Genomic DNA, 23,781 nt, shown 5'->3' with positions numbered 1-23,781 from the left:
GCCCCGGACGGACCCGGCGCGGACGTGAGGATCAGAAGTTGCGCCACCCATTCCTCCTCAGCCGTCTGTGCCGCAATGCTACCGGAAACGCCCGGGCGGTCTTTTCCGGCCGCCACCGCCCACGCGCAGCAGGGCACAATGGGAGGGTGACGGACGACACCCCGGAGACACCCGTGCCGCACCCGCTCGGCCCCGCGGCCGCCGCGGGGCCCGCGCAGCCTGCGCTCCCCCGCTGGGCTGCGGTCCTGAGCATCGTCTCCGTCTGGGTGGTGGCGCTCGTGCTCGGCATCCTCATCGCCGTCCTCACCCGGCCGGCCGGGATCGCCTCCTGGCTGTCGCTCGCACTCGCCGTGTGCGCGCTCCTCGCCTTCGTCGCCCAGCTGTCTACGCAGCAGAAGGACGGCTTCATCGGCCGCCTCGCCGCCACGTTGACGGGCAGTTTCGTGATCCTCGGCGTCATCGGGGCGGTGCTGGCCCTCACCGTCGCCGCGCGCTGAGCGGGGTCCGCTCGACTGTCGGCGGTCCCCGGTTAGACTGGTCGCATGCTGGTCGCTCTCGAACTCTTCTTCGTCGGCCTTCTTGGCCTGGCTACTCTCGCCATCCTCGGCGTCTCCGGACTGGTGGTCTACAACCTCTTCCGCGGTCAGCGCTGACCTCGAGGCGATCGTGATAGAGATCCCCACCGACCTCCCGGCCGAGCTGGTCCCGCTCTCGTGGCTCATCGGGGTCTGGGAGGGGACGGGCGTCCTCGACTACGCCATCGACGGCGAGAACGATGGGGAGCACACCCAGCTGGAGTTCGGTCAACGCATCAGCTTCAGCCATGACGGCCTGGGCTACCTCAACTACTCGGCCAGTTCGTGGGTCCTCGACGAAGAGAACACCCCGCTCGCGGCCGAGACCGGGTACTGGCGCTTGCACCGCAAGCTCGTGGAGGGCGACGCCGGACCGGCGATGCTCCCCGGCAGCGGCGTGCGGCCGTTCAACACGGCCCAGTCGGTGGAGGCGCTGCGCAACTCCCACGGCGCGTTCGACATCGATGTGTCGATCATCCACCCCGATGGCGTCAGCGAGATCTACATCGGTCAGGTCGCCGGTCCGCGCATCGACCTCGCCACCGACGCCGTGATGCGGACGGCCGGGGCCAAGGAGTACACCGCGGCCACCCGCCTGTACGGGCTGGTAGAGAACCATCTGCTGTGGGCGTGGGACATTGCGGCACTGGGCCAGGAGCTGCGCACCCACGCCTCCGCACGTCTCGCCAAGGTCGAGTGAGAGGCATCGCCCATGGATGACCGCTCGCCGTTCCTCGCGCTGCCCGGCGCTGTCGACCTGACCGGATCGGGCGTGCCGTCGCACTACGGCAGCCCGCTCGCCGAGCAGCGGGCGCTGGCCGAGGGCGGTGCGATCGTCGACCTGTCCGACCGCGCCGTGCTGACCATCCAGGGGCCGGACCGGCTCAGCTGGCTCAACTCGTTGACCAGTCAGGCGCTGACCGGCCTCCAGCCGGGCGAGCCGTCCGAGACCCTCCTCCTCGACGTGACGGGCCGGGTCGAGCATGCGGCGCGGGTGCTCGATGACGGAGAGACGCTCTGGCTGCTCGTCGACAGGCCGGAGGCGCAGGGCCTCCTCGACTGGCTGAACTCGATGCGCTTCATGCTGCGGGTCGAGCTGGCCGACCGCACCGCCGACTTCGCCACCATCGGCACACTGGGCGATCCGCCTCTCCCGATCGCCGCGCCGAACGAGGTCCCTCTGATCTGGCACGACCCGTGGCGCGCGGTCGCCCCGGGCGGTCACCAGTATGCGCAGGGTGAGCATCCCGGCGCGGGATGGACGTGGAGCGAACGCCTCGTGCCGCGCGACGCCCTCCCGTCGCTGGTCGCGCGCGTGCAGACGGGTGAGCTGACGGCGGCCGGCACCGTGGCCGCGGACGCCCTGCGCATCGCGGCCTGGCGCCCCCGGTTCTCGACCGAGGTCGACGAGCGAACCATCCCGCACGAACTCGACTGGCTGCGCACGGCCGTGCACCTGAGCAAGGGCTGCTACCGCGGGCAGGAGACCGTGGCCAAGGTGCACAACCTCGGCCATCCACCGCGTCGACTGGTGATGCTGCACCTCGACGGTTCGGAAGGCGTGCACCCCTCGGCGGGGGCCGTCGTGTCGCTGGACGGCTCCGAGGTCGGCACGGTGACGTCCGCCGGGCTGCACTACGAGCTCGGCCCGATCGCGCTCGCGGTGATCAAGCGGTCCGCCGATCCGTCGGCAACGCTGGTCGTCGACGCGGACGGCACCCCCGTCGCCGCTGCGCAGGAGATCGTGGTGCCGCCCGAGGCCGGCGCCGAGGCGCACGTTCCGCGTCTGCCGCGGCTCGGCGCGGTGACGCGCACTCCGCGCTCGTAGCGCTGCTCGGCTCCGGGCTGCGCCTGTTCAGTCCGCAGGCGCCACGGACTCCCACGCGACGGTCAGTTCGCCCAGCCGCCACCGCCGCGTGCCTCCGCTGATCGGCCATCCGGCGTCACGCATCCCCTGGGCGACGGCGATCCACCGCTGGCTCGGGCCATAGGCGGCCAGCGGCGAGTGGATGCGCCACTCCCGGTCGAGCTCGCTGAGGAACCGGTGCACCCGCTCGCCCGGCACGTTGCGGTGGATGAGCGCCTTCGGCAGCCGCTCGGCCACGACGGAGGGGGCGTCCAGCTCCCGGAGCCGCAGCGACAGCGTGAGCGACCGTGGTCCACTCGGATCGAGCGCGACCCAGCTGGAGATCCGGCCGATCTCGTCGCAGGTGCCCTCGACCAGGAGGCCGCCCGGCTGCAGCCGCGAGCGCATCCGTTCCCAGGCTGCCGCCACCTCCACCTCGCGGTACTGCCGCAGCACGTTGAAAGCGCGGATCACGGCCGCCCGGCGGCCACCGGGAAGGGGCACTTCGAAGCCGCCCAGACCGAAGCGGATGCGAGCCTCCGGGTCGAAGGCGGTGCCGCCCGCCCGCACGGACTCCAACTGCTGGTTCGCTGTGCGGACGCGGCCGGGCTCGATCTCGAGGCCGATGACCTCCACGTCGGGGCGTGCTTTCGCCAGCCGTTGGTGCAGTTCGAGGGAAGTCACGCCGCTGGCGCCGTAGCCGAGGTCGACGACCAGCGGATCCGGGGTGCGGCGGAACTCCGGCTGGGCCGCGATCCACCGGTCGACGCGGCGCAGCCGGTTGGTGTTCGTCGTGCCACGCGTGACCGTGCCGACCGCGCCGGAAGCCATGCGTCCAGTCTGCCAGCGTGTGTCTCCGCCCGCTCCGCGCGGCACGGCAGCCTCGGCCGACGCGATAGATTGGGAGGCATGGCCGCTCCCTACACCCTGATCCTCCTGCGCCACGGCAGCAGCGAGTGGAACGAGAAGAACCTGTTCACCGGCTGGGTCGACGTGCGTCTCAGCGAGACCGGCGTCGCCGAGGCCAAGCGGGCGGGCGAACTGCTCCGCGACTCCGGCCTCACCCCGGATGTGCTGCACACCTCGGTGCTGACGCGCGCCATCCAGACCGCGAACTACGCGCTCGACGTGGCGGACCGGCTGTGGATCCCGGTGCAGCGCTCGTGGCGCCTCAACGAGCGCCACTACGGCGCCCTCCAGGGGCTCGACAAGGCCGAGACGCTCGAGAAGTACGGGCCGGAGCAGTTCCAGCTGTGGCGCCGCTCGTTCGACGTGCCGCCGCCGCCGCTGGCCGACGACGCCGAGTTCTCGCAGGTCGGCGACCCGCGTTACGCAGGCCTCGGCGACGACCTGCCGCGCACCGAGTGCCTGAAGGACGTCATCGCCCGGATGCTGCCGTACTGGGAGTCGGACATCACGAGCGACCTCGCCGCTGGCAAGACGGTGCTCGTCACGGCGCACGGCAATTCGCTGCGCGCGCTGGTGAAGCACCTCGACGGCATCTCGGATGAGGACATCGCCGGCCTCAACATCCCGACCGGCATCCCGCTCGTCTACAAGCTCGATGAGGACTTCGCGCCGCTCGAGCCCTCGTACTACCTCGACCCGGAGGCCGCCGCCGCCGGAGCCGCTGCGGTCGCCGCACAGGGCAAGAAGTAGCCACGAGCAGCACGTTCGTCGTCGTCGCGTTCCTCCCTGGGCGCGGCGACGACGTGTTTCCGGAGCGGTTCCCGGCCGCTGATTGGCCGTTGCACGTCACCATCGTCCCGCCGTTCGAGACGGAGCTGTCGGCGGAGTCGGTGGCGGACCTCCTCCCGCTGGTGCCGCCCATCCCGGTGGCCGGCGCCGCCCGCGAGCGTTTCGGCGCGCACCGGACCGTGCCGGTGACCGTGCTGCATGACTCCGCAGTGCTCGCCGACCTCCACCGCGTGACGGTGGACGCCTTGGAGTCCGCCGGCGCCGCCATCCGCGACCAGCGTCACCTGCGCGACGGCTTCCGCCCGCACGTCACCGACCAGCGCACCGGCCGTCTGCACCCCGGAGAGCACGCCCTCCTGACGGAGCTCTCCGTCGTCGCGCGTGCCCCCCACTCCCAGCGCCTCATCGCCGCTCGCGTCCCCCTCCGCCCCTGACCCCGCCGTCGAGTACACAAAAACTGCACGTCGACACGGCGTGTCGCGTGCAGTTTTTGTGTACTCGACGGCGGGGGAGCGGAAGGAGCAGGTCAGGAGGCGAGCTCGGGAGCCCAATCGCCGGTGGCGAGGTACTGCACCTTCTTGGCGATCGAGACGGCGTGGTCGGCGAAGCGCTCGTGGTAGCGGGAGGCGAGGGTCGCGTCGACCGTGTCGACGGCCTGGCCCTTCCACGTCTCGCCGAGCACCTTGTCGAAGACGCTGATGTGCAGCTCGTCGATGTCGTCGTCGTCGTTGCGGATCTCGTCCGCGAGGCGGATGTCCTGGGTGCGCAGCAGCTGGGACAGCTTCTCGGCGATCTGGACGTCGAGCCGGCCCATCTCGGAGAATGTCGAGCGCAGGCTCTTGGGGACGACCTTGTCCGGGAACCGGTACCGCGCGAGCTGCGCGATGTGCTCGGCCATGTCGCCCATCCGCTCGAGGGAGGCGCTGATGCGCAGCGCGCTCACCACGATGCGGAGGTCGCGGGCGACCGGCTGCTGCCGGGCGAGGATCTGGATGGACAGCTCGTCGAGCAGAACGGTGAGCTCGTCGATGCGGTGGTCGTTCGCGATCACGTCCTCGGCGAGGCTCACATCCGACTCGTTGAACGCCAGCGTTGCGTTCTGGATGGAGCGGACGACCAGCTCGGCGATCTCGACGAGACGGTCCTGAACCTCCGCCAGCTCCTGCTGGAAGACTTCACGCATGGGATGGGGTCCTTCCTGGCGTGCGGGCGCACGCGGGATGTCGGAGCCTTCTGGCCCCGTATAGATGTTCGCGATGGCAGGTTAACAAACGGTGCCTCCTCGCTGAACAGTGTCTAACGTACCCGCGAAAAGACGCGGGCGCTGGCGGGGTCCGTCCATGCGCACGCATCGCCATCACCTACGCTGAGGACCATGGACTCCACCTGGTTGGTGCTGCTGTCGCTGGGCCTGGGGCTCGCCGTCGGCGCCGGTTTCGTGTGGATCCTGCACATCGCAGCGCGCCGCGGTCACCATGCGGCCGCGGTCGTCAACCCGGCCGTGCCGGACGGGGTCGACCAGGTGCTCGACGCCCTGGAGTCCGCGGGGGTGGTTCTCGACCCGTCCAACAACGTGATCAAGGCCTCTCCCGGCGCGCACTCGATCGGCCTCGTCTGGAACGGTGCTCTCGTGCACCCGCACCTCATCGACCTGGTCGACCAGGTGCGCCGGACCGGCGATTCGATCACCGAGGAGTGCGAGCTGTCCCGCGGTCCGTTCGGGGACGCCGGCATCCACCTCAGCGTGCGGGTGGCGCGGCTGGGTTCCCGCTACATCCTGCTGCTCGCGGAGGATCGGACCGAGTCGTTCCGGCTGGAGGCGGTGCGCCGGGATTTCGTCGCCAACATCAGCCACGAGTTGAAGACGCCGATCGGGGCCGTCGGCCTGCTGGCGGAGGCGCTGGACGACGCGTCGGACGACCCCGACCAGGTGCGCCGTTTCGCCCTCCGCCTCTCCGAGGAGGCACAGCGGCTGGCCCGCATCACGCAGGACATCATCGAACTGAGCCGGTTGCAGGCGACGGATGCGCTGGGCGACGCGACCGAGCTGTCCGCCAGCAAGGTGGTGAAGGCGGCGATCGACCAGAACCGGGTGGCGGCCGAGACGCGCAACATCGAGCTGGCGATGCGCGGGGACAAGCAGGCGCAGGTGCTCGGCAACGAGAGCCTCCTGGTCACGGCCGTCCACAACCTGATCGCGAACGCGATCCAGTACTCGCCCGACGACTCCCGCATCGGCATCGGCGTCCGCAACACCGGCGGCGTCGTCGAGATCGCGGTCACCGACCAGGGCGAGGGCATCCCCGAGGACGACCTGGACCGGGTGTTCGAGCGGTTCTTCCGCGTGGATCAGGCCCGCTCCCGCAACACCGGAGGAACCGGCCTCGGGCTCTCGATCGTCAAGCACGCCGTGCAGAACCACGGCGGCGAAGTCCGCGTCTGGTCGCAGCCGGGACGCGGCTCCACCTTCACCATCCGGCTGCCGGAAGCCTCCACCGTACGACCCCCGATAGGAGACACCCAGTGACATCCATCCTGCTCGTCGAGGATGAGGCCGCGCTCAGCGAGCCGCTCGCCTACCTGCTGAGGCGCGAGGGCTACGAGGTGGAGGTCGCGGACGACGGGCCGAGCGCCCTCGCCGCATTCGACCGGAGCGGCGCCGACCTCATCCTGCTCGACCTGATGTTGCCGGGCATCCCGGGCACCGAAGTGTGCCGGGAGATCCGGACGCGCTCCAGCGTGCCCATCATCATGCTGACTGCCAAGGACTCCGAGGTCGACATCGTGGTGGGGCTGGAGCTCGGCGCGGACGACTACGTGACCAAGCCGTACTCGTCACGCGAGCTGCTGGCCCGCATCCGGGCGGTGCTGCGGCGGCGCGTCGAGGAGGACGAGCTGCAGGACGACGGCGTGCTCGAGGCGGGGACCGTGCGCATGGATGTGGACCGCCACACCGTCGCGGTCAACGGCGCGGAGATCTCCATGCCGCTGAAGGAATTCGAGCTGCTGGAGCTGCTCCTCCGGAACGCCGGACGCGTGCTGACGCGCGGTCAGCTCATCGACCGGGTGTGGGGGAGCGACTACTTCGGCGACACGAAGACGCTCGACGTGCACATCAAGCGCATCCGCTCGCGGATCGAGGAGAGCCCGTCGGAGCCGCGGATGCTCGTCACGGTGCGCGGGCTGGGGTACCGCTTCAACGCCTGAAGCGGCCGCCCGGTCCGCCCAGGTCCAACCAGGGCCGCACACGACGAAGCCGCCCGGTGCTGTGCGCCGGGCGGCTTCGTGCTGTCTGTGGGGCTCCGCCTACGGCGCGGCCGGGAGGATGGTCGGCGGAACCAGGCTGGAGTACTCGGGCAGCCGGCCGTCGAGCACCGGGACCTTGAGGTTCACACCGGTCTCGTCGCCGTACTGGAAGTAGACGGAGTAGAGGCCGCCGGGCTTCGCGGTGAATTCCGGAATGAGCACATTGCTCGCGCTGCCGTTTTCGGGGTCTTTGCCGAGCTGCTTGACCTGGCCGGGCTGCACGGTCACGTGCGCAGCGCTGGAGCTCGAATCGCCGGCGCTGATAGCCACGCGGTGGCTCTTGTCGCCCGAGTTGACGAGGGTGACGACGAGGTTGCCCACCGTGCCGTCTTTCGCATCCGTCACGATGATCGCGTTGCGGACGTCGATCGTGCCGACCGTTCCGCTGACTCCATCGCTCGCGTCGTACTGCTTGGTGGTGGCCTGCGGGGCGACGAAACCGCATCCAGCGGTACCGAACACGACGGCCAGGGCGAGGGCGACGGACGTCGCGACTCGTGCTTTCACGGATGACCCTCCCGGTGGAATTCTCCCTGCAACTCTATCCCATCGCTGGGGGCGTTCCGGGCCCTGGGGAGGGGTGAGGGCGAACCTTAGCATGTGCCTCATGTGGTATCCTATTCATTGCTGAAGGGACAACAAATCTATGCTTTTCGAGGTTGGCGAGACCGTCGTCTATCCGCACCACGGTGCCGCAACGATCACCGAAGTCAAGAAGAGAATCATCAAGGGTGAAGAGAAGCTGTACCTCAAGCTCAACGTGACTCAGGGCGATCTGACCATCGAGGTCCCCGCCGACAATGTCGATCTGGTCGGTGTGCGCGACGTCATCGGCAAGGAGGGCCTCGACCGCGTCTTCGAGGTGCTGCGAGCCCCGTTCACCGAGGAGCCGACCAACTGGTCCCGCCGCTATAAGGCGAACCTCGAGAAGCTCGCCTCCGGCGACGTCATCAAGGTGTCCGAGGTGGTTCGCGACCTGTGGCGCCGCGACCAGGATCGCGGCCTGTCCGCCGGTGAGAAGCGCATGCTGGCCAAGGCCCGGCAGATCCTGATCTCCGAGCTGGCGTTGGCCGAGAAGACCGACGACGAGAAGGCCTCCACCCTTCTCGACGAGGTGCTGGCCTCCTAGGCCCCACCCGCTGCTTTCCGAAGCCCCGCCGCCTCGTGCAGCGGGGCTTCGTCGTTCCCGCCGGGGGGCGCTGAACGGTGACTGCGGTGCGCCGTAACGACTGCGGCGGGGCGCGCACCCGCACTCGTGACGCGACGCAGCAGTCACGCCGGCGGGCGGACGGTACGGTGGTCGGGTGGAGAGCATCAGCGGGCCGCGGGTCGCGGTCGTCATCGTCGCGGCAGGGTCCGGTACGCGGCTCGGCGCCGGGCGGCCGAAGGCCTTCGTGCCCCTGCAGGGGCGGACGCTGCTCGAGCACTCCCTCCATGCCGTCCGCGGCATGCGGCACACTGCGGACGTGATCGTGGTGGCTCCCGCCGAGCGGCAGGAGGAGGCGGTGGAGCTGGCCGAGCATGCATCTCGCCGCCCCGTGACGGTGGTGGCGGGAGGCGACACGCGCCAGCGCTCGGTGGCGGAAGGGCTTGCGGCAGTCGACCCCCGCGCCGACATCGTGCTGGTGCACGACGCTGCGCGCGCGCTGGCTCCGGCCTCCCTCTTCGACGCGGTGGTGGACGCCGTGGTCGCGCGTGGCTACGGGGTGATCCCCGGCCTGCCGGTCAGCGACACGGTCAAGCGGATCGGCGAGGACGGTGCCGTTCACGACACCGTGGACCGGTCGGCGCTGTCGGCGGTGCAGACGCCGCAGGGCTTCCCGCGCGAGCAGCTGCTGACCGCGTACGCGCTCGCCGAGAGCGACGAGACCGACGACGCGGGGCTGGTCGCGGCCGCCGGGTTCCGGGTGGATGTGGTTCCCGGCGATTCGCACGCGTTCAAGGTGACGACCCCGTGGGATCTGCGACGGGCGGAAGAGCTGCTGTCCGGCACAGCCGTCCCGCGGATCGGGACGGGGAGCGACACCCACGCGTTCGACCCGTCCGCTGAGCTCTGGCTCGCCGGCCTGCACTGGCCGGGTGAGCGAGGCCTCGCCGGGCACAGCGATGGGGATGCGGTCGCGCATGCGATCGTCGACGCACTGCTCTCGGCGGCGGGACTCGGCGACATCGGCGGCGTCTTCGGCACGGGGGACCCGCGGTTCCAGGGCGCACACGGGGATGTCTTCCTGACGGAGGCCCGGCGCCGGGTGGAGGAGGCGGGCTTCCGGATCGGGAACGTCGCCGTGCAGGTCATCGGCAACCGGCCCAAGCTGGCTCCCCGGCGGAAGGAGGCCCAGGAGCGGCTGTCCGCGATTCTCGGGGCGCCGGTCTCGCTGGGCGCGACGACAACCGACGGGCTCGGGTTCACCGGGCGCGGAGAGGGCGTGACCGCTCAGGCGACGGCACTGCTCCTCGGCTGAGCCGCGTCGCCCGGTGCGGTTCGCCCGGCAGCACCGTCGCCCGGCAGCACCCTCGCCCTGCGCGCTCCCTCGCCCAGCGTCGGCGGCCGGGCCTACGCTGACCGGTGGGGCGTCGCACCGGCGACGCGGCGAAAGGAGCCCGACATGGCAGCCACGGACGCGGAGACGGTCGCACGACGGTACATCCAGGCGGTGGGCGCACACGACGAGGAGCCGCTCGACGACCTGCTCGACGTGGCTCTGGTGGCCGAGTTCGCCGGAACCACGCTCGACAAGGACGGCTGGCGTGCTGCCCTGCACCGCCTGCTCCCCGCGCTCGTGCGCAACGAGATCCGGGAGGTCTTCAGTGACGGCGACCGCGCCTGCGTCGTCTACGACTTCGTCACCGACACCGCCGCTGGAGCGGTCCGCTGCGTCGAGCTGCTGACCGTCCGCGACGGCCGCATCGCCCACATCGAGCTGCTCCTCGACCGGGTCGCCTTCGCACCGGTCAACGAGGAGCTGGCGCAGCGCGCCTCCCGCTAGGCCTCCGCCCTCTAGGCTGGTGGGCGTGACTCTGCGACTCTTCGACACGAAGGCGGCCGCCCTGCGCGACTTCGCCCCGCTGCGGGACGGCCAGGTCGGTATCTACGTCTGCGGTCCGACCGTCCAGTCGTCCCCGCACATCGGCCACCTGCGCTCGGCGCTGGTGTACGACCAGCTGCGCCGCTGGCTGGTCTACCGCGGGCTCGACGTCACCCTCGTGCGCAATGTCACCGACATCGACGACAAGATCCTCGTCAACGCGGCAGCGGGCCAGGCCGCGGGCGGCACCGAGGAGTGGTGGGCGCTGGCGTACCGCTTCGAGCTGGAGTTCACCGACTCGTATCGCGCGCTCGGCATCCAGCCGCCGACCTACGAGCCACGCGCGACCGCGAGCATCCCGCAGATGCAGGAGCTGATCGAGCGCCTGATCGCCTCGGGTCACGCCTACGTCGCTTCGGACGGCTCGGGCGACGTCTACTTCGACGTGAAGAGCTGGCCCTCGTACGGCGAGCTGACCCGCCAGAGCATCGACAACATGGAGGCGGCCGCCGACGCGGATCCGCGCGCCAAGCGCGACCCGCGCGACTTCGCTCTCTGGAAGGGCCGCAAGGCCGACGAGCCGGAGTCCGCCGCGTTCCCGTCGCCCTGGGGCGATGGACGGCCCGGCTGGCACATCGAGTGCTCCGCGATGTCGCGGCGTTACCTCGGGCCGCAGTTCGACATCCACGGCGGCGGTCTGGATCTGCGCTTCCCGCACCATGAGAACGAGATCGCGCAGTCGACGGCCGCAGGCGACGCCTTCGCCAACTACTGGGTGCACAACGGCCTGGTGCACGTGAACGGCCAGAAGATGAGCAAATCGCTCGGCAACTCCGTGTATGCGGCCGACCTGCTCGGAGCCGCTCGCCCGCTCGTGGTCCGCTACTACCTCGGTGCTGCGCACTACCGGTCGACCATCGACTTCCATGACGGCTCGCTGAGCGAGGCCGAGGCGGCGCTCGACCGGATCGCCGGCTTCTTCGAGCGGGTCGACCGCCGGGTCGCCGGGACGCGGTTCGCCGGTCACGGCGTCGAGGTCGTGCCGGAGGCGTTCGCCGAAGCCATGGACGACGACCTCGCCGTCCCGCAGGCGCTTGCCGTGCTGCACGACACCGTGCGCTCAGGAAACGCGGCGCTCGATGCGGAAGACTTGGAGGCGGCCGCCACCGCGCGCGGGCACGCGCTCGCCATGACGGAGGTGCTCGGCATCAACCCGCTGTCGCCGCAGTGGCGCACGGGAGGCTCGACCGCGGCGGAGTCCGCACTCGGCGAGCTGATCGGCCGGCTGCTGGCCGACCGACAGGAGGCCAGGGCCGCCCGCGACTTCGCGGCGGCCGATCGCATCCGCGACGAGCTGACCGCCGCGGGAATCACCATCGAAGACACCCCGACGGGGTCGCATTGGAGCATCGGATCATGAAGAACTCGGGTGGAAAGCCCCGCGCCGGGGCTGTGCGCAAGAGCAAGAAGGGCGCGCAGGTCGGCACAGGAGGCCACGGCCGCAAGGCGCTCGAGGGTCGCGGACCGACCCCCAAGGCGGAGGACCGCGACTACCATCCCGCAGGCAAGGCGAAGGCGCTGCGCGAGCGGGCGGCTGCCAAGGCCGCACAGCGCGGTGGCCGGGATGCGGCGCCGCGCGGGGCGTCCGGAGCCTCCCGTCGTGCCAAGAGCGGGGACGAGAGCGAGATCGTCACCGGTCGCAACTCCGTGCTCGAGGCGCTGCGGGCGGACATCCCGGCCACGACCCTGTACGTCGCGGCGCGCGCCGAGCTCGACGATCGGATGCGCGAGATCCTGTCCATCGCGACAGGCCGTGGCATCCCCATGCTCGAGGTGATGCGTCCGGAGCTCGACCGGCTGGCCGGGCGCGACGCCGTGCACCAGGGCGTCGCGATCAAGGTGCCGCCGTACGAGTACGCGCACCCGGGCGAACTGCTCGACCGGACTCTCCGGAAGGGCGACACGCCCCTGTTCGTCGCGCTCGACGGCATCACCGACCCGCGCAACCTGGGCGCGATCATCCGCTCGACGGCCGCGTTCGGCGGTCAGGGCGTCATCGTCCCGCAGCGCAGGTCGGTCGGCATGACGGCCTCCGCCTGGAAGACCTCGGCCGGAGCTGCGGCGCGCACGCCCGTCGCGATGGCCGCCAACCTGACGCAGATGCTGAAGGACTTCAAGAAGGCGGGCGTCTTCGTCCTCGGCCTCGATGGGGGAGGCGACACCAGCCTCCCGGGGCTGTCGTTCGCCGACCGCCCGCTGGTGATCGTCGTCGGCAGCGAGGGCAAGGGCCTGTCGCGTCTGGTGACGGAGACCTGCGACGCGGTCGTGTCGATCCCGATCACGGCGACGACCGAATCGCTGAACGCCGGCATCGCCGCGAGCGTCACCCTCTACGAGATCTCCAAGCTGCGCGCCGAGGGCCGCACCCGCGCCTGAGCGTCGCGAATGCGGCCTCCGGTAACAGCTGCGCCTGCGCGCGCAGCCGCAGTTGTTACCGGAGGCCGCACTCGCGCGCTCAGACCTTCGAGCGCCAGTCGTCCTCGTCGTCGTCAGCGGACGCCGCTCCGCCGCCGAGCACCGGGATGCTGATGGTCTCGGTCGGTGGGGCGATCACCGTGGCCTCGTCGCGCCGATGGCGCAGGATGTCGTTGATGTACGACGTCAGCGCTTCGGCGAGGGGGACGTCGCGGCCCTCCTCCTGCGACATGAACCAGCGGTGCTCCAGCAGCTGGTGGAAGACCTCCGCCGGCTCCAGCTTGCCCTTCAAGTCGGCAGGGATGGAGCGGATGACCGGCTCGAACACGCGCATCAGCCACTCGTGGGCCATGGCCTCCTCGTCCAGTCCCTCGCGGCCGACCGTCGCTGCGTAGGAGTCGAGGTCGTTGAGGAGGCGTCGCGCCTGGTTCTCGCCTGTGTCGAGCCCGGTGAGCCGCAGCAGGCGGCGCTGGTGGTGGCCGGCGTCGACGACCTTCGGCTGGATGCGCACCTTGGTGCCCTCCTCCGACGTCTTGATCGCCAGCTCCTCGATGTCGAAGCCGAGCTCGTTGAGGCGCTCGACGCGCTCGCTGATCCGCCAGCGCTCCGACGACGAGAACGACTCGCTCCCGGTCAGCTCCTTCCAGAGCGAGCGGTAGGCGGCGACGATGCCGTCGGAGAGGCTGATCGGGTCGAGTTCTTCGTCGACGCGGCCCCCGGCCTCCAGGTCCATGAGCTCGCCGGCGATGTTGACGCGCGCGATCTCCAGGTCGTTCTCGCGCTGCCCGTTCGAGAGGCCGCCCTCGTACAGCTGGCCGGTCTCCGCATCCACCAGGTAGGCGGCGAAGGCGCCGGCGTCGCGTCGGAACAGCGTGTTGGACAGCGAGACGTCTCCCCAGAAGAATCCGACGATGTGGAGGCGGACCAGCAGCACCGCCAGGGCGTCGACCAGGCGGGTGGCCGTGTCGGGGCGCAGAGTCTGCGAGAAGAGGGCGCGGTAGGGGAGGGAGAACTTCAGGTGCCGGGTGACGAGTGCGGCGTTCAGCGGGGTTCCGTTGTCGTCGCTGCGGTTCTTGATCACGGCGACCGGGTCGACGCAGGGGACGTCGTACCGCTGCAGCGTGCGCAGCATGTCGTACTCGCGCTGCGCCATCTCGGCCGTCGTCTCCTTGATGGCGATGACGTAGCCGGAGAGGTTCGCGAAACGGACCAGGTGGCGGCTGATGCCCTTCGGGAGCAGCGCGATGTGCTGGTTCGACCAGTCCTCGAGCGGGATGTTCCAGGGAAGGTCGAGCAGCGCGGGGTCGACGGTCGCCGCGGTGATGTTGACGGATCCGGCCACGATGGTCCTCCGGTGAAGTTGTCGGGCGCGAACACCCGGGGAAAAGCACTCTGCCGCAGCCCGGCTCCGGACTGCGGCAGAGTGAGGATTCGCTCCTGGAACTTTAGTCGACGACCGCGCCGCCCAGGCGCTCGCCCGACTCCGCGTGGAAGGCGTGGACGTGGCCCGGCTTCGGCGTGATGAAGACCGTGTCGCCCGCGTTCGGGTGGACACGGCCGTCCACGCGACCGACGATGTCGGTGCGCTTGCCGTCGATCTCGGAGTGGCCGTAGAGGTAGCCGTCGGCGCCGAGCTCCTCGACGAGGTCGACGGTCACCTTGAGGCCGGTGCCCTCGGAGGAGGAGACCACGACGTCTTCGGGGCGGACGCCGATGGTGACCGCCGGGCCTGCGTTGGCGATGACCTCGCGCTCGATCGGGACGACCGAGGTGCCGAACTTCACGCCTCCATCGGTGACGTCGGCCGAGAACAGGTTCATGGCCGGGCTGCCGATGAAGCCGGCGACGAAGACGTTGTTCGGCTGCGCGTACAGGTCGCGCGGGGTGCCGACCTGCTGCAGGACGCCGTCCTTGAGGACCGCGATGCGGTCGCCCATGGTGAGCGCCTCGGTCTGGTCGTGGGTGACGTAGACCGTGGTGACGCCGAGGCGGCGGGTCAGCGAGGCGATCTGCGTGCGGGTCTGCACGCGGAGCTTCGCGTCGAGGTTCGAGAGCGGCTCGTCCATCAGGAAGACCTGGGGGGAGCGGACGATCGCGCGGCCCATGGCGACGCGCTGACGCTGACCACCGGAGAGCGCCTTCGGCTTGCGGCCGAGGTAGGGCTCCAGGTCGAGCAGCTTGGCGGCCTCGAGGACGCGCTGGGCGCGCTCCTCCTTGCCGACACCGGCGATCTTGAGCGCGAAGCCCATGTTCTCGGCGACGGTCATGTGGGGGTACAGCGCGTAGTTCTGGAACACCATCGCGATGTCGCGGTCCTTCGGCGGAACATCGGTGACGTTGCGCTCACCGATGAAGATGTTGCCGTCGTTGACCTCTTCGAGGCCCGCGAGCATGCGGAGTGACGTGGACTTGCCGCAGCCGGACGGGCCGACGAGGACGAGGAACTCGCCGTCTGCGATGTCCAGGTCGAGTGAGTCCACGGCAGGGCGGGTCGAACCCGGGTACAGCCGGGTCGCCTTGTCATAGGTGACTGTCGCCATCTTCTTCTTGTCTCCTTCACCGGCAGGTACGTGCCGGACGATCCGTTGTGAATGGATGAACGTGGCGTAGACGTCCGATGGCGTCTCTGCCACGTGGCCATAATATGTCATCGGCGGACGTGCTCTCGACCGGACCCCTCCCGGCTGTGCGCCCGGACCGCCATCGTTCCGCTGAGCCTGCACGTCCAGCCACCGTCTGGTCGATTCCCAGACTGCCGGTTTAAGCTGTCCCGGTTGTGTGCGCCGGAGGTGCCACGCCCGCCGCGTCCCCCGCGCGGCCCGTTCGACCCGAGAGCAGTATCCGGAAGATATGAGCCAACAGAACCAGTCCGACGACAGCCGCCCCGGCGACGTCCGCGCTGCGGCACGCGAGAAGGCGCGGCAGCTCCGCACCTCGCACCAGAAGAAGGAGCGCCGCCGTCGCGCCCTCCTCGGCGGAGGCATCACCATCGGAGTCCTGGCGATCCTGGCCATCGTCGCGATCGTCATCGTCAGTGCGATCCGGCCCACCGTCCCCGGCCCCAAGAACATGGCAAGCGACGGTGTCGTCGTCGGCTCCGGCCTCAAGGTGAAGACCACGATGGCGCTCTCCGCCGACGCCAAGCCGGTCGCGAGCACTCCAGACCCCAAGGCCAGCACGGTCGACATCCGCATCTACGCGGACTACCTCTGCAAGCTCTGCGGCGACTTCCAGCGGACCAATCTGAAGCAGCTCGAACCGCTCGTCAAGGACGGCGCGGTGACCGTCGAGATGCACCCGGTCGCCATCTACACCAGCCACTCGGCCGGGACGAAGTACTCGCTCCGTGCCGCGAACGCCGCGGCCTGCGTCGCCAACTACGACCCGAACGCGTTCTGGAAGTTCAACGCGTCGCTGTTCGAGAAGCAGCCCGCCGAGGGCGGCCCTGGCCTCAGCGACGACGTGCTGAAGAAGCGGGTGGAGGCTGCCGGCGCCGCACACACGGGGGATATCGACTCCTGCATCGACGACGGTCGGTTCAAGAGCTGGGTCACGACCGCCAGCGACCGTGCCCTGAGCGGCCCCATCCCGAACTCCGACGTCAGCAAGATGACGAACGCCCTGCTGGTGCTGGTCAACGGCAAGCCGTATACGGGTTCGCTCACCAGCGCGGACGACTTCAAGGCGTTCGTGCTGCAGGCCCAGGGCGACGAGTACACGTCGACCGCGACGCCGACCCCCACGCCGACTCCGTAGGCGGCCACTGCCCTAGGATGGTGGCGGCGGGTGACCGCCGTGCCGGCTTAGCTCAGTTGGTAGAGCACTCGCCTTGTAAGCGAGCGGTCGCGGGTTCGAGTCCCGCAGCCGGCTCCGTCCGGTCCAGTCCGGGAGAACGCGTCAGAGTTCCGGGGAGATCACCGTCTCTTACGGTGTGACCAACAAACCTCCGCTCGACGCTGTCGCCGCTCTTCGCCCGACCGTTCCCGAGATTCTCGCGCAACCCGAGAAGGCCCGACGGCTGGAGCCGGACACCATGGGTGCGATGGCCGCCGCGGTGGTCGGCGCCGCATGTGTTCTGGCCTCCTCGACCCTGCTGATCGCGCTGTATGTCGCGCCGGCGGGGGTCGCCGCCGTCGTGGCCGCCTCGGTCGGTGCGGGCCTGCTCGTGACCGTGCTCACGGCGGGCGCGGTCTGGGCGTGGGCGGGGGATCGCCGCGGCCGTGTTCCTGCCCCGTCCGGCTCAGCCCAGACGGAGCTGTCCCTCAGCGGTGGCGGCCGGAAGCACTGATCTTCGCGGGAGCCGAGTGCAGGAGACGGTCCAGGGCCTCCTCGGGGCTGGTCTTGCTGCGGACCGCCTCGTCCCAGATGCGTTCGTAGGCGGCCGCGCTGACCTCCAGCTCTCGGAGCGGGCGCGGACCGGAGACAGGTGCAGGGAGGGGGAGCCGGAGCAGCCGCTCGCGCAGGAGGAACGCGATGTTGTCGGCCGGTGCGATCCCGCGCCGTCCCTCTCGCAGGGACACCACGAGTGCGCCCGTTGTGGTCGCGTGCCTCACCTGCCCGAGCGTCAAGCCGGTGAGTCGCGCGAACTCGTCCATCGGGAGGAGCTCAGGGAGCTTCGTGACGTATTCCTCCGCGACGGCGGTGCGAAGCGTCAGCCACGCGTTATTCGTCTGGGTTGGGCGGTGTGGCATGGTCGTCTTTCATTCATTCCGTCGGAGCCGCTGATCGGTCCTCGTACAGAGGGACGCATCCGGGCCGCCGATATGACGGGTATGGAGGTTACTGTCAGCCGGAGACTGGACTCGTCGCCCCGTACGGGGCTGAATGGGAGCATGTCGACCCCGGTGCTGCTGTTCCTCCACGGTCGCTACGGCGTCCGCGACGACCTCGCGTGGATCGCCGAGCGCACTCCGCGTCCCTGGCGGACGGAGCTGCTGCAGGCGCCTCTGCCGCTCGGCGACCGGTACGAGTGGTTCCAGGTCGCAGACGACGGCAAGCTCGGCGCCCACTCGAGCGACGCCGCGCCGGCCGCCGACCTGCTGCTCGACTGGATCGAGACGAACGTCGGGGATGCCCCGGTTGCCGCCGTCGGCTGGTCGCAGGGCGGCGCGACCGCGCTGCAGGCCATGCGGCGGGCGCCGGAGCGACTGTCGTTCGTCGTGACGCTCGGCGGCTTCACGACGCTCGACGGGGAGCGCGGCGACGAGGAGCTCGCCCGGACGCGGCCTCCAGTGTTCTGGGGCCACGGCGCCGCGGATGACGTCATCAGCGTGCACGACGTCGCGCGGATGCGGGAGTTCCTGCCCGCCCATTCCACGCTCGTCGAGCGGGTCTACCCGGGAGTCGGGCACGACATCTCACCGGCGATGGCGGAGGACGCCCTGCGCTTCGTAGCGCAGCACACGTCCCCCTGACCCGCGAGGCCGGGTCATCGGAACGACAGGACCTGCTCGCCCCAGCCGGCGCGCAGCGGCGCATCCAGATCGGGCACCAGCCGATCCTCCTCGGCGATGACGAGAGTGGCACGGCGCTCCGAGTCGTAGGCCGGCCATCCATCCCCCGGAGCCCCGCCGTGTGCGAACGCCGTCCAGCGGGCGCGGACACGCTCCGAGACGGCGGCCGCCGTCCGCCGGCCGCCGAGCAGGAACGACGGATCGCGGGGGAGCCCGCCGAACTCTCCCCAGACGTACGGCAGGTCGGTCGCGTGGGCAGCCCCCACACCGGTGAGCCGCAGCAGCCGTGGGGCGTAGTCGAAGCGGTAGAGGAAGGTGGGAGCGGCGGAGGCGTGACCGGCGGCCAGCCACAGCGCCGGCATCCGGAAGGCGATGTCGGTCGCGATCCGCACGTTCCGGGTGAGCGGAGCGCCCCGGTACGCCGCGAGCACGCGCTCCCGCGGCGGGAGGCGCACCCCGGCCGGGCCTCCCTCGCTCTCCTGCTCCTCCCGCATCGCGGCGAACATGCGCTCGAGCGCCGGCCGACGGATGGGGAGGAGCGGGGAGCGCATCAGCCGGAACAGGGTCGCCTCGTCGCGGTTCGTCCCGATCAGGAGGGGGACAGGCATCCCCCGGCCGTCGCTGAGCACCCCGAGCGGAGCCTCCGGGAGGATGTCGTCGCCGACCACCGGGGCGAACGCGAGCATCCCGGGATGTTCGCGCGGGACCTCCGTGTAGACCGCCGCCCCCGCCTCCACGATGGCCTCGACCGGTACCGACGTCAGCGCGCGGTCGTCGCCGGGCCGGACTCCGAGCAGGTCGAGGAATCGGCGCGCGACGACGCCGGAGCGCTCGGGCCCGTACATGGAGCCGGCGGGAGGGCTCTGCGCAATGGCGCGGTGGAACAGCCCGGAGGCCGAAGGCGAGGCGAGCAGCGCGGTCACCAGTCCGGCCCCCGCGCTCTGGCCGAAGACCGTGACGGCGCCGGGGTCGCCGCCGAACGCGGCGATGTTGTCGCGCACCCACTGGAGCGCGAGCAGAACGTCGCGCAGGGCGAGATTGCTCTCCGTCGCGGTTGCGCCTGCCGCGCCGAGGTCGAGGAAGCCGAGCGCGCCCAGCCGGTAGTTCAGGGTGACGAGCACGACGTCTCCGTCGGCCGCCAGGGCGTCGCCGTGGTAGACGAGCTGGCTCGACGATCCGAGGGCGTAGGCGCCGCCGTGGAGCCAGACCATCACCGGCCGCGCGCCCCCGGAGCGTGGTTCGGCGCTCGGGCGGACCACGTTCAGGAACAGGCAGTCCTCGTCCATCCGAGCGCCGCCCGGCTGGCCAGGAGCGAGGGGGACGGACGGGTTCGGGCGCTGTGGCGCCGCCGGTCCGAAGCGAGACGCCTCGGCGACGCCCGGCCACGGATGTGCGGCGACCGGCGCCCGCCAGCGCAGGGGACCTGTGGGAGGCTCGGCGAAGCGGATGCCCCGCCAGGCGCGGACGCGGCCGTCGTCCCGGCCGCGGACCGCGCCCGCAGCCGTCACGACGACCGGTCGTTCGTTCACGCCCCCGCGGTCTCCTCCCACTGCATGAACGGGCGGAGCTCCAGCTGGCCGTTGCGCGCCATCGGGTGCTTCGACGCGATGTCGATCGCCTCCTCCAGATCCTCGACCTCGAGGATGTCGAACCCGCAGATCCACTCCTTGGTCTCGGCGAACGGGCCGTCGGTGACATACCGCTTGCCGCCGCGGACGCGCACGACGCGCGACTCGGACAGCGGCTGCAGCACCTCGCCGATGATCCGCTTGCCGCTGGCGTCGAGCTCGTCCACCCAGCCGTCGACGTCGGTCTCGTCCGGCTCCGTGTCCGGGGTGCTGTCGGTGATCACGAACATCATGTACTTCATCGTTCTGTCCTCTCGATAGCGAACGCTTCACGGGGGCGTCGAACGAATGCGCCGCTCTTCGACATTCTGCACCGGGACTCGTGCTGTTGCCCGAATTCAGGAGATCGTCAGGAGGCCGCGAGCCTAGTTAGTGTAGCCTTACCTTAGTTCGCTCCGTCCGCCTCCCCGACCCGGAAGAACCGCTGTGACCATCCTCGCCCCGACCCGCACCGAGCATCCCCGCCCGGCGTACCGGCCGTATCGCGCGAGCGTCGCCGAGGTCAGGACGCTGAGCCCGCACTTCACCCGCGTCACCTTCCGCTGCGACGAGTTCCAGCACTTCGGCACGGAATGCCTCGACCAGCGGATCAAGCTGCTCTTCCCGCTGCCCGGCGGCAGCTTCTCCGACCTCGGTCTCGACGACGAGGAGGCGCAGCTGGCCGGCGACTGGTACGCCCGGTGGCGGGCCCTGCCCGACGACCGGCGCAATCCGTTCCGCACGTACACGGTCCGGTCCATCGACACGGTGGGATGCCGGCTCGAGGTCGACTTCGTGGTGCACGGCGATGGCGGTCCTGCCTCCCGCTGGCTGCTTTCGGCCCGGGCGGGGGACGAACTGTACGTGATCGGGCCGGACGCGCGGAGCCCGCACCGCGGTGTCGGCATCGACTGGCGTCCCGGCGACGCGCGCGAGCTGCTGCTCGCCGGAGACGAGACGGCGGCCCCGGCCATCGCCTCCATCCTGGGGGCCCTGCCCTCCGGCCGCCGCGCGCGGGCGTTCATCGAAGTGCCGTCGAAGGAGGACGCCCTCCCTCTCCGGCTGCCGCAGCACGCGACCGTCACCTGGCTGGCGCGCGGCGGATCGGCCAGCGGAAGCGCCCTCGTGCCCGCCGTCGAGGAGTGGCTGCGCGAGCATCCGCGGCTGGTGTCCGCCGCGTCCGCCCACAGCAGGCAGGCGCTGGACGATGTGGATGTGGACAACGACATCCTGTGGGAGACCGCCGAGGCCGTCCCTGCCGGCTTCTACGCCTGGATCGCGGGGGAGTCGGCGGCCGTCAAGACCCTCCGGCGCCTTCTCGTGCGCGGACACGGGATCGACCGCTCGCGCGTGGCCTTCATGGGTTACTGGCGCCTGGGTCGCGCCGAGAACTGAGGGGGCGCTACTGGTCGCTGTTACTGGTCGTCGCGCTCGACGCCGCGGAAGACGTCGGGGTAGTCGTCGAGCCAGGTCCAGTGGCTGGCCGGCCAGCTGATGACGAACGCCTTGCCGACGACGTCCGACAGCGGAACGAAGCCCTTGCCCGGGTCGTCCATGTGGTAACGGGAGTCGGCCGAGTTGTACCGGTTGTCACCCATCACCCAGACGGTGCCCGCCGGAACGGTGACATCGAACGACTTCTCCGACACGGCCTGCACGCCGGCAGGGAGCAGCACGTACGGCTCCTTGAGCGGTACGCCGTTCACGCTCATCTGACCGAGGGCGTTGCAGCAGCTGATGTGATCGCCCGGGAGGCCGATGAGGCGCTTCACGAGGTGCTGATCGGAGTCGGACGCGCCGAGGCCGACGAAGTCGAGGACGGCGCCGACCCCCTGCTGCAGGGCGTTCCCGGTCGCAGGGGGCGCCGGCGGGAGCCAGCCGCCCGGGTCCTTGAACACGACGACGTCGCCGCGCTGCAACCCGAACACCTTCGGCTGCAGCTCGTTGACGATGATCCGGTCGTTGATCTGGAGGGTGTTCTCCATCGATCCGGACGGGATGTAGAAGGACCGCGCGACGAAGGTCTTGATGAGGAACGAGACCAGCACCGCTACGACGAAGATGACCACCACATCGCGCAGCAGGGTCTTCCAGCTGGACGTGCGCCGGGCGGATCGTCGCGGGCGCGCGGTGGCGGTACTGTCGGTCACAACCCCCCACCGTAACGTGCGGATCCTGTGAGCTGCATCCGACCGGCCGGGGTCTCTTGTCCACCGACCCCGTGAGTGAGACGATCTCACTACGGCCTCGCGGCATGTGTCGCAGGCCCATTGCGATCATGCGGCGAGCATTCGGACGGCGAAGGGCGGCGACGCGGTCCCCGGGGCCGCGCCTGATTCACGCCTGTGCCGCTCTCGCCCTCGTCGCAGGCGGCCTTCTCGCCGTGCCGCAGGCGGCCGCGGCCGACGAGTGCACCGCGAATTGCGCTCCCGCGCCGACGGAGACGGCGGCGCCGACACCTCCCGCGACGACGTCGGATCCGACGGGGACGCCGGACCCCACGGGGTCGCCGTCCGACCCGACGGGCACGCCGACGCCTACGCCGACCCCGACGCCCGACCCCACGGGGACGCCGACTCCCACGCCCACGCCGACCCCTACGCCCGACCCGTCCGGGACGCCCACACCCACGCCGACCCCCACACCGAGCCCGTCCGGGACCCCCGCAGCTCCGGGCGCGACCACGCCGCCGCCGACGGACGACATCACCCTCACCGCCCCCGACCTGCCGCAGTTCGACAGCGTCGACCCTGCCGAGCTGGCACAGGCCGCGGAGCTCGCGAGTGACCTGGCCACGGCGCAGCAGCAGCTCGCCGATGCCACGCAGGAGGCGGACAACGCCCAGCGGGAGCACGACCAGGCCCAGGCGGTCGCCGACGCGGTGAAGCAGCGGGCGGCGGCGGCGACCAAGCGGTCTCAGGCCGCAGCGGCGTTCGCGACCGCGCTGATCCGCTCCTCGGGCACGCACCTCCTGACGCAGGATCCTCTCAGCGCCGCGCTGCGCGGCCCCGGCGACCTGTTGACGAAGCTGGGGGCGGCAGACCGCCTGGCGAGGCTCTCCGCCGACCGCGACACCGCCATCCGCGCCGCCGCCGGCGAGAAGAAGGTCGCGCAGAAGCTCACGCAGCAGGCCAAGGGCGCCGCCGACGCCGTCACCGCGATCGACGTCGACAGCCCGCAGCAGGCGGTCGCCGACGCGCAGGCACAGGTGGATGCCGCGTCCGAGGCGCTCGCGGCCGCCCCGACCGTCATCTCCGCCGGCTCCGACTTCCAGGTGCTGACCTCCGACCCGGCCCTCGTGGCGAGCGGCTGGGCGCTCCCCGTGCACGGTCCGATCACCGACGTGTTCGGGCCGCGGCCCTCCCGCCCTCTCGGCACAGCGCTGTTTCACCCCGGCGACGACATCGGTGCCGCCTGCGGCACGACGATGTACGCCGCTGCCGCCGGCACGGTCGAGCGGGCCGGGCCGTTCAGCGGTTACGGCAACTTCATCCTCATCGACCATGGTGGCGGCGTGGAGACCGCCTACGGTCACATCCGCGACGGCGGGATCGGCGTGACGGTCGGGCAGCACGTCGCAGCAGGGCAGCCGATCGCGCAGGTCGGATCGACCGGACTGTCGACCGGGTGCCACCTGCACTTCGAGGTCCGCGTCGGCGGCCTGCAGATCGATCCGCAGCCGTTCATGGCCGCGCGGGGGATCACCCTCGGGACCCGCTGAGCCACCCGAATCCCGATCCTCCCGATCGCCTGACCGCCCGGCGCGCAAACGCCGGAGCGGGCGTACGGTTCAGG

At 70.6% G+C, this 23,781-nt stretch carries 26 protein-coding genes and 1 tRNA gene; 18 read left to right on the top strand and 9 right to left on the bottom strand.

From position 1 onward, the window contains the following. The first annotated feature begins 146 nt into the window (after window positions 1–146). The 3 genes from SB754_RS11625 to SB754_RS11615 all read left to right on the top strand — a co-directional run bounded on the left by SB754_RS11625 (window position 147) and on the right by SB754_RS11615 (window position 2,403). Window positions 147–497: a hypothetical protein gene (locus SB754_RS11625; protein ID WP_410782481.1), complete on the top strand. Its 351-nt coding sequence runs from the start codon at window positions 147–149 to the stop codon at window positions 495–497. 169 nt (window positions 498–666) lie between these two features. Next, window positions 667–1,275, top strand: coding sequence for an FABP family protein (locus tag SB754_RS11620; RefSeq protein WP_410782480.1), 609 nt, complete (start codon window positions 667–669; stop codon window positions 1,273–1,275). A gap of 12 nt (window positions 1,276–1,287) precedes the next feature. Next, the gene (locus SB754_RS11615; protein ID WP_410782479.1) at window positions 1,288–2,403 is read left to right on the top strand and encodes a YgfZ/GcvT domain-containing protein; all 1,116 of its coding nucleotides are present in this window, start codon (window positions 1,288–1,290) and stop codon (window positions 2,401–2,403) included. A 27-nt stretch (window positions 2,404–2,430) separates the two neighbouring features. On the opposite strand, the gene SB754_RS11610 is transcribed toward SB754_RS11615, so the two are convergent. Next, entirely contained in the window at window positions 2,431–3,252 is an 822-nt protein-coding gene (locus SB754_RS11610; RefSeq protein WP_410782478.1) for a class I SAM-dependent methyltransferase, read from the bottom strand. A 78-nt stretch (window positions 3,253–3,330) separates the two neighbouring features. Between SB754_RS11610 and SB754_RS11605 the strand changes: the two genes are divergently transcribed. Together SB754_RS11605 and SB754_RS11600 are read left to right on the top strand one after the other, a co-directional pair. After that, entirely contained in the window at window positions 3,331–4,080 is a 750-nt protein-coding gene (locus tag SB754_RS11605) for a phosphoglyceromutase (protein WP_410782477.1), read from the top strand. Window positions 4,081–4,133: 53 nt separating this feature from the next. Continuing rightward, the gene (locus SB754_RS11600; RefSeq protein ID WP_410782476.1) at window positions 4,134–4,553 is read left to right on the top strand and encodes a 2'-5' RNA ligase family protein; all 420 of its coding nucleotides are present in this window, start codon (window positions 4,134–4,136) and stop codon (window positions 4,551–4,553) included. Window positions 4,554–4,645: 92 nt separating this feature from the next. On the opposite strand, the gene phoU is transcribed toward SB754_RS11600, so the two are convergent. Further along, the gene (gene phoU, locus SB754_RS11595) at window positions 4,646–5,302 is read right to left on the bottom strand and encodes a phosphate signaling complex protein PhoU (RefSeq protein ID WP_410782475.1); all 657 of its coding nucleotides are present in this window, start codon (window positions 5,300–5,302) and stop codon (window positions 4,646–4,648) included. 192 nt (window positions 5,303–5,494) lie between these two features. Here phoU and SB754_RS11590 point away from each other — a divergent pair, with 192 nt between their 5' ends. Together SB754_RS11590 and SB754_RS11585 are read left to right on the top strand one after the other, a co-directional pair. Next, window positions 5,495–6,646 carry a sensor histidine kinase gene (locus SB754_RS11590; RefSeq protein ID WP_410782474.1) on the top strand — a complete coding sequence of 384 codons (1,152 nt, stop codon included), beginning with the start codon at window positions 5,495–5,497 and terminating at the stop codon, window positions 6,644–6,646. Continuing rightward, complete coding sequence (locus SB754_RS11585; RefSeq protein ID WP_410782473.1) at window positions 6,643–7,326, top strand: response regulator; 684 nt, start codon at window positions 6,643–6,645, stop codon at window positions 7,324–7,326. The genes SB754_RS11590 and SB754_RS11585 overlap by 4 nt, the downstream gene beginning before the upstream one ends. A gap of 99 nt (window positions 7,327–7,425) precedes the next feature. Here the strand turns inward: SB754_RS11585 and SB754_RS11580 are convergent, their stop codons facing one another. Continuing rightward, window positions 7,426–7,932, bottom strand: coding sequence for a hypothetical protein (locus SB754_RS11580; protein ID WP_410782472.1), 507 nt, complete (start codon window positions 7,930–7,932; stop codon window positions 7,426–7,428). A gap of 139 nt (window positions 7,933–8,071) precedes the next feature. Here SB754_RS11580 and SB754_RS11575 point away from each other — a divergent pair, with 139 nt between their 5' ends. From SB754_RS11575 to rlmB, 5 genes are all read left to right on the top strand, one after another. After that, complete coding sequence (locus SB754_RS11575) at window positions 8,072–8,554, top strand: CarD family transcriptional regulator (RefSeq protein ID WP_410782471.1); 483 nt, start codon at window positions 8,072–8,074, stop codon at window positions 8,552–8,554. A 175-nt stretch (window positions 8,555–8,729) separates the two neighbouring features. After that, on the top strand, window positions 8,730–9,887 hold the full coding sequence (gene ispD / locus SB754_RS11570; RefSeq protein WP_410782470.1) for a 2-C-methyl-D-erythritol 4-phosphate cytidylyltransferase: 1,158 nt from the start codon (window positions 8,730–8,732) through the stop codon (window positions 9,885–9,887). A 144-nt stretch (window positions 9,888–10,031) separates the two neighbouring features. Continuing rightward, window positions 10,032–10,412, top strand: coding sequence for a nuclear transport factor 2 family protein (locus SB754_RS11565; RefSeq protein WP_410782469.1), 381 nt, complete (start codon window positions 10,032–10,034; stop codon window positions 10,410–10,412). A gap of 25 nt (window positions 10,413–10,437) precedes the next feature. After that, on the top strand, window positions 10,438–11,871 hold the full coding sequence (cysS, locus tag SB754_RS11560; RefSeq protein WP_410782468.1) for a cysteine--tRNA ligase: 1,434 nt from the start codon (window positions 10,438–10,440) through the stop codon (window positions 11,869–11,871). Next, a complete protein-coding gene (rlmB, locus tag SB754_RS11555; protein ID WP_410782467.1) occupies window positions 11,868–12,887 on the top strand; it encodes a 23S rRNA (guanosine(2251)-2'-O)-methyltransferase RlmB in 1,020 nt (339 codons plus the stop codon). Before cysS ends, rlmB begins: the two co-directional genes overlap by 4 nt. A gap of 79 nt (window positions 12,888–12,966) precedes the next feature. On the opposite strand, the gene SB754_RS11550 is transcribed toward rlmB, so the two are convergent. Both SB754_RS11550 and SB754_RS11545 read right to left on the bottom strand, forming a co-directional pair. Next, window positions 12,967–14,268: a DUF4032 domain-containing protein gene (locus SB754_RS11550; protein WP_410782466.1), complete on the bottom strand. Its 1,302-nt coding sequence runs from the start codon at window positions 14,266–14,268 to the stop codon at window positions 12,967–12,969. A 103-nt stretch (window positions 14,269–14,371) separates the two neighbouring features. Continuing rightward, window positions 14,372–15,466 carry an ABC transporter ATP-binding protein gene (locus tag SB754_RS11545; RefSeq protein WP_410783309.1) on the bottom strand — a complete coding sequence of 365 codons (1,095 nt, stop codon included), beginning with the start codon at window positions 15,464–15,466 and terminating at the stop codon, window positions 14,372–14,374. Between the two features lie 310 nt (window positions 15,467–15,776). Here SB754_RS11545 and SB754_RS11540 point away from each other — a divergent pair, with 310 nt between their 5' ends. The 3 genes from SB754_RS11540 (at window position 15,777) to SB754_RS11530 (ending at window position 17,214) form a co-directional block, all read left to right on the top strand. After that, a complete protein-coding gene (locus tag SB754_RS11540) occupies window positions 15,777–16,682 on the top strand; it encodes a DsbA family protein (RefSeq protein ID WP_410782465.1) in 906 nt (301 codons plus the stop codon). A 41-nt stretch (window positions 16,683–16,723) separates the two neighbouring features. Next, window positions 16,724–16,796 (top strand) — tRNA-Thr (locus SB754_RS11535). Window positions 16,797–16,857: 61 nt separating this feature from the next. After that, on the top strand, window positions 16,858–17,214 hold the full coding sequence (locus tag SB754_RS11530; RefSeq protein WP_410782464.1) for a hypothetical protein: 357 nt from the start codon (window positions 16,858–16,860) through the stop codon (window positions 17,212–17,214). On the opposite strand, the gene SB754_RS11525 is transcribed toward SB754_RS11530, so the two are convergent. Next, complete coding sequence (locus tag SB754_RS11525) at window positions 17,189–17,617, bottom strand: hypothetical protein (protein WP_410782463.1); 429 nt, start codon at window positions 17,615–17,617, stop codon at window positions 17,189–17,191. The genes SB754_RS11530 and SB754_RS11525 overlap by 26 nt on opposite strands. Before the next feature lie 141 nt (window positions 17,618–17,758). Between SB754_RS11525 and SB754_RS11520 the strand changes: the two genes are divergently transcribed. Further along, on the top strand, window positions 17,759–18,340 hold the full coding sequence (locus SB754_RS11520; protein ID WP_410782462.1) for an alpha/beta hydrolase: 582 nt from the start codon (window positions 17,759–17,761) through the stop codon (window positions 18,338–18,340). 14 nt (window positions 18,341–18,354) lie between these two features. Here SB754_RS11520 and SB754_RS11515 read toward each other — a convergent pair whose 3' ends face one another. Both SB754_RS11515 and SB754_RS11510 read right to left on the bottom strand, forming a co-directional pair. Continuing rightward, on the bottom strand, window positions 18,355–19,908 hold the full coding sequence (locus tag SB754_RS11515) for a carboxylesterase/lipase family protein (protein ID WP_410782461.1): 1,554 nt from the start codon (window positions 19,906–19,908) through the stop codon (window positions 18,355–18,357). Continuing rightward, on the bottom strand, window positions 19,905–20,249 hold the full coding sequence (locus SB754_RS11510) for a YciI family protein (protein ID WP_410782460.1): 345 nt from the start codon (window positions 20,247–20,249) through the stop codon (window positions 19,905–19,907). The genes SB754_RS11515 and SB754_RS11510 overlap by 4 nt, the downstream gene beginning before the upstream one ends. A 184-nt stretch (window positions 20,250–20,433) precedes the next feature. Here SB754_RS11510 and SB754_RS11505 point away from each other — a divergent pair, with 184 nt between their 5' ends. Continuing rightward, window positions 20,434–21,381, top strand: a complete 948-nt coding sequence (locus SB754_RS11505) for a siderophore-interacting protein (protein ID WP_410782459.1) — start codon at window positions 20,434–20,436, stop codon at window positions 21,379–21,381. A gap of 20 nt (window positions 21,382–21,401) precedes the next feature. On the opposite strand, the gene lepB is transcribed toward SB754_RS11505, so the two are convergent. Then, window positions 21,402–22,136, bottom strand: coding sequence for a signal peptidase I (gene lepB / locus SB754_RS11500; RefSeq protein WP_410782458.1), 735 nt, complete (start codon window positions 22,134–22,136; stop codon window positions 21,402–21,404). A 128-nt stretch (window positions 22,137–22,264) separates the two neighbouring features. On the opposite strand from lepB, the gene SB754_RS11495 reads away from it, so the two are divergent. After that, on the top strand, window positions 22,265–23,707 hold the full coding sequence (locus tag SB754_RS11495) for a peptidoglycan DD-metalloendopeptidase family protein (RefSeq protein WP_410782457.1): 1,443 nt from the start codon (window positions 22,265–22,267) through the stop codon (window positions 23,705–23,707). Window positions 23,708–23,781 lie beyond the last annotated feature (74 nt).

It is taken from the genome of Leifsonia sp. SIMBA_070, from assembly GCF_046534635.1.
In the GTDB taxonomy this organism is placed as follows: domain Bacteria; phylum Actinomycetota; class Actinomycetes; order Actinomycetales; family Microbacteriaceae; genus Leifsonia.
The sequence above is the reverse complement of the archived record's forward strand: the minus strand, read 5'-3'. Positions and strand labels throughout refer to the sequence as shown.

Excerpts from the sequence above, each read along its gene's own strand:
- phoU (WP_410782475.1), bottom strand. The coding sequence starts at position 5,302 with ATGCGTGAAGTCTTCCAGCAGGAGCTGGCGGAGGTTCAGGACCGTCTC.
- SB754_RS11545 (WP_410783309.1), bottom strand. The coding sequence starts at position 15,466 with ATGGCGACAGTCACCTATGACAAGGCGACCCGGCTGTACCCGGGTTCG.
- SB754_RS11510 (WP_410782460.1), bottom strand. The coding sequence starts at position 20,249 with ATGAAGTACATGATGTTCGTGATCACCGACAGCACCCCGGACACGGAG.
- SB754_RS11540 (WP_410782465.1), top strand. The coding sequence starts at position 15,777 with ATGAGCCAACAGAACCAGTCCGACGACAGCCGCCCCGGCGACGTCCGC.
- SB754_RS11520 (WP_410782462.1), top strand. The coding sequence starts at position 17,759 with ATGTCGACCCCGGTGCTGCTGTTCCTCCACGGTCGCTACGGCGTCCGC.
- SB754_RS11590 (WP_410782474.1), top strand. The coding sequence starts at position 5,495 with ATGGACTCCACCTGGTTGGTGCTGCTGTCGCTGGGCCTGGGGCTCGCC.
- SB754_RS11525 (WP_410782463.1), bottom strand. The coding sequence starts at position 17,617 with ATGCCACACCGCCCAACCCAGACGAATAACGCGTGGCTGACGCTTCGC.
- SB754_RS11605 (WP_410782477.1), top strand. The coding sequence starts at position 3,331 with ATGGCCGCTCCCTACACCCTGATCCTCCTGCGCCACGGCAGCAGCGAG.
- rlmB (WP_410782467.1), top strand. The coding sequence starts at position 11,868 with ATGAAGAACTCGGGTGGAAAGCCCCGCGCCGGGGCTGTGCGCAAGAGC.
- SB754_RS11565 (WP_410782469.1), top strand. The coding sequence starts at position 10,032 with ATGGCAGCCACGGACGCGGAGACGGTCGCACGACGGTACATCCAGGCG.
- SB754_RS11575 (WP_410782471.1), top strand. The coding sequence starts at position 8,072 with ATGCTTTTCGAGGTTGGCGAGACCGTCGTCTATCCGCACCACGGTGCC.
- SB754_RS11610 (WP_410782478.1), bottom strand. The coding sequence starts at position 3,252 with ATGGCTTCCGGCGCGGTCGGCACGGTCACGCGTGGCACGACGAACACC.
- SB754_RS11615 (WP_410782479.1), top strand. The coding sequence starts at position 1,288 with ATGGATGACCGCTCGCCGTTCCTCGCGCTGCCCGGCGCTGTCGACCTG.
- SB754_RS11495 (WP_410782457.1), top strand. The coding sequence starts at position 22,265 with ATGCGGCGAGCATTCGGACGGCGAAGGGCGGCGACGCGGTCCCCGGGG.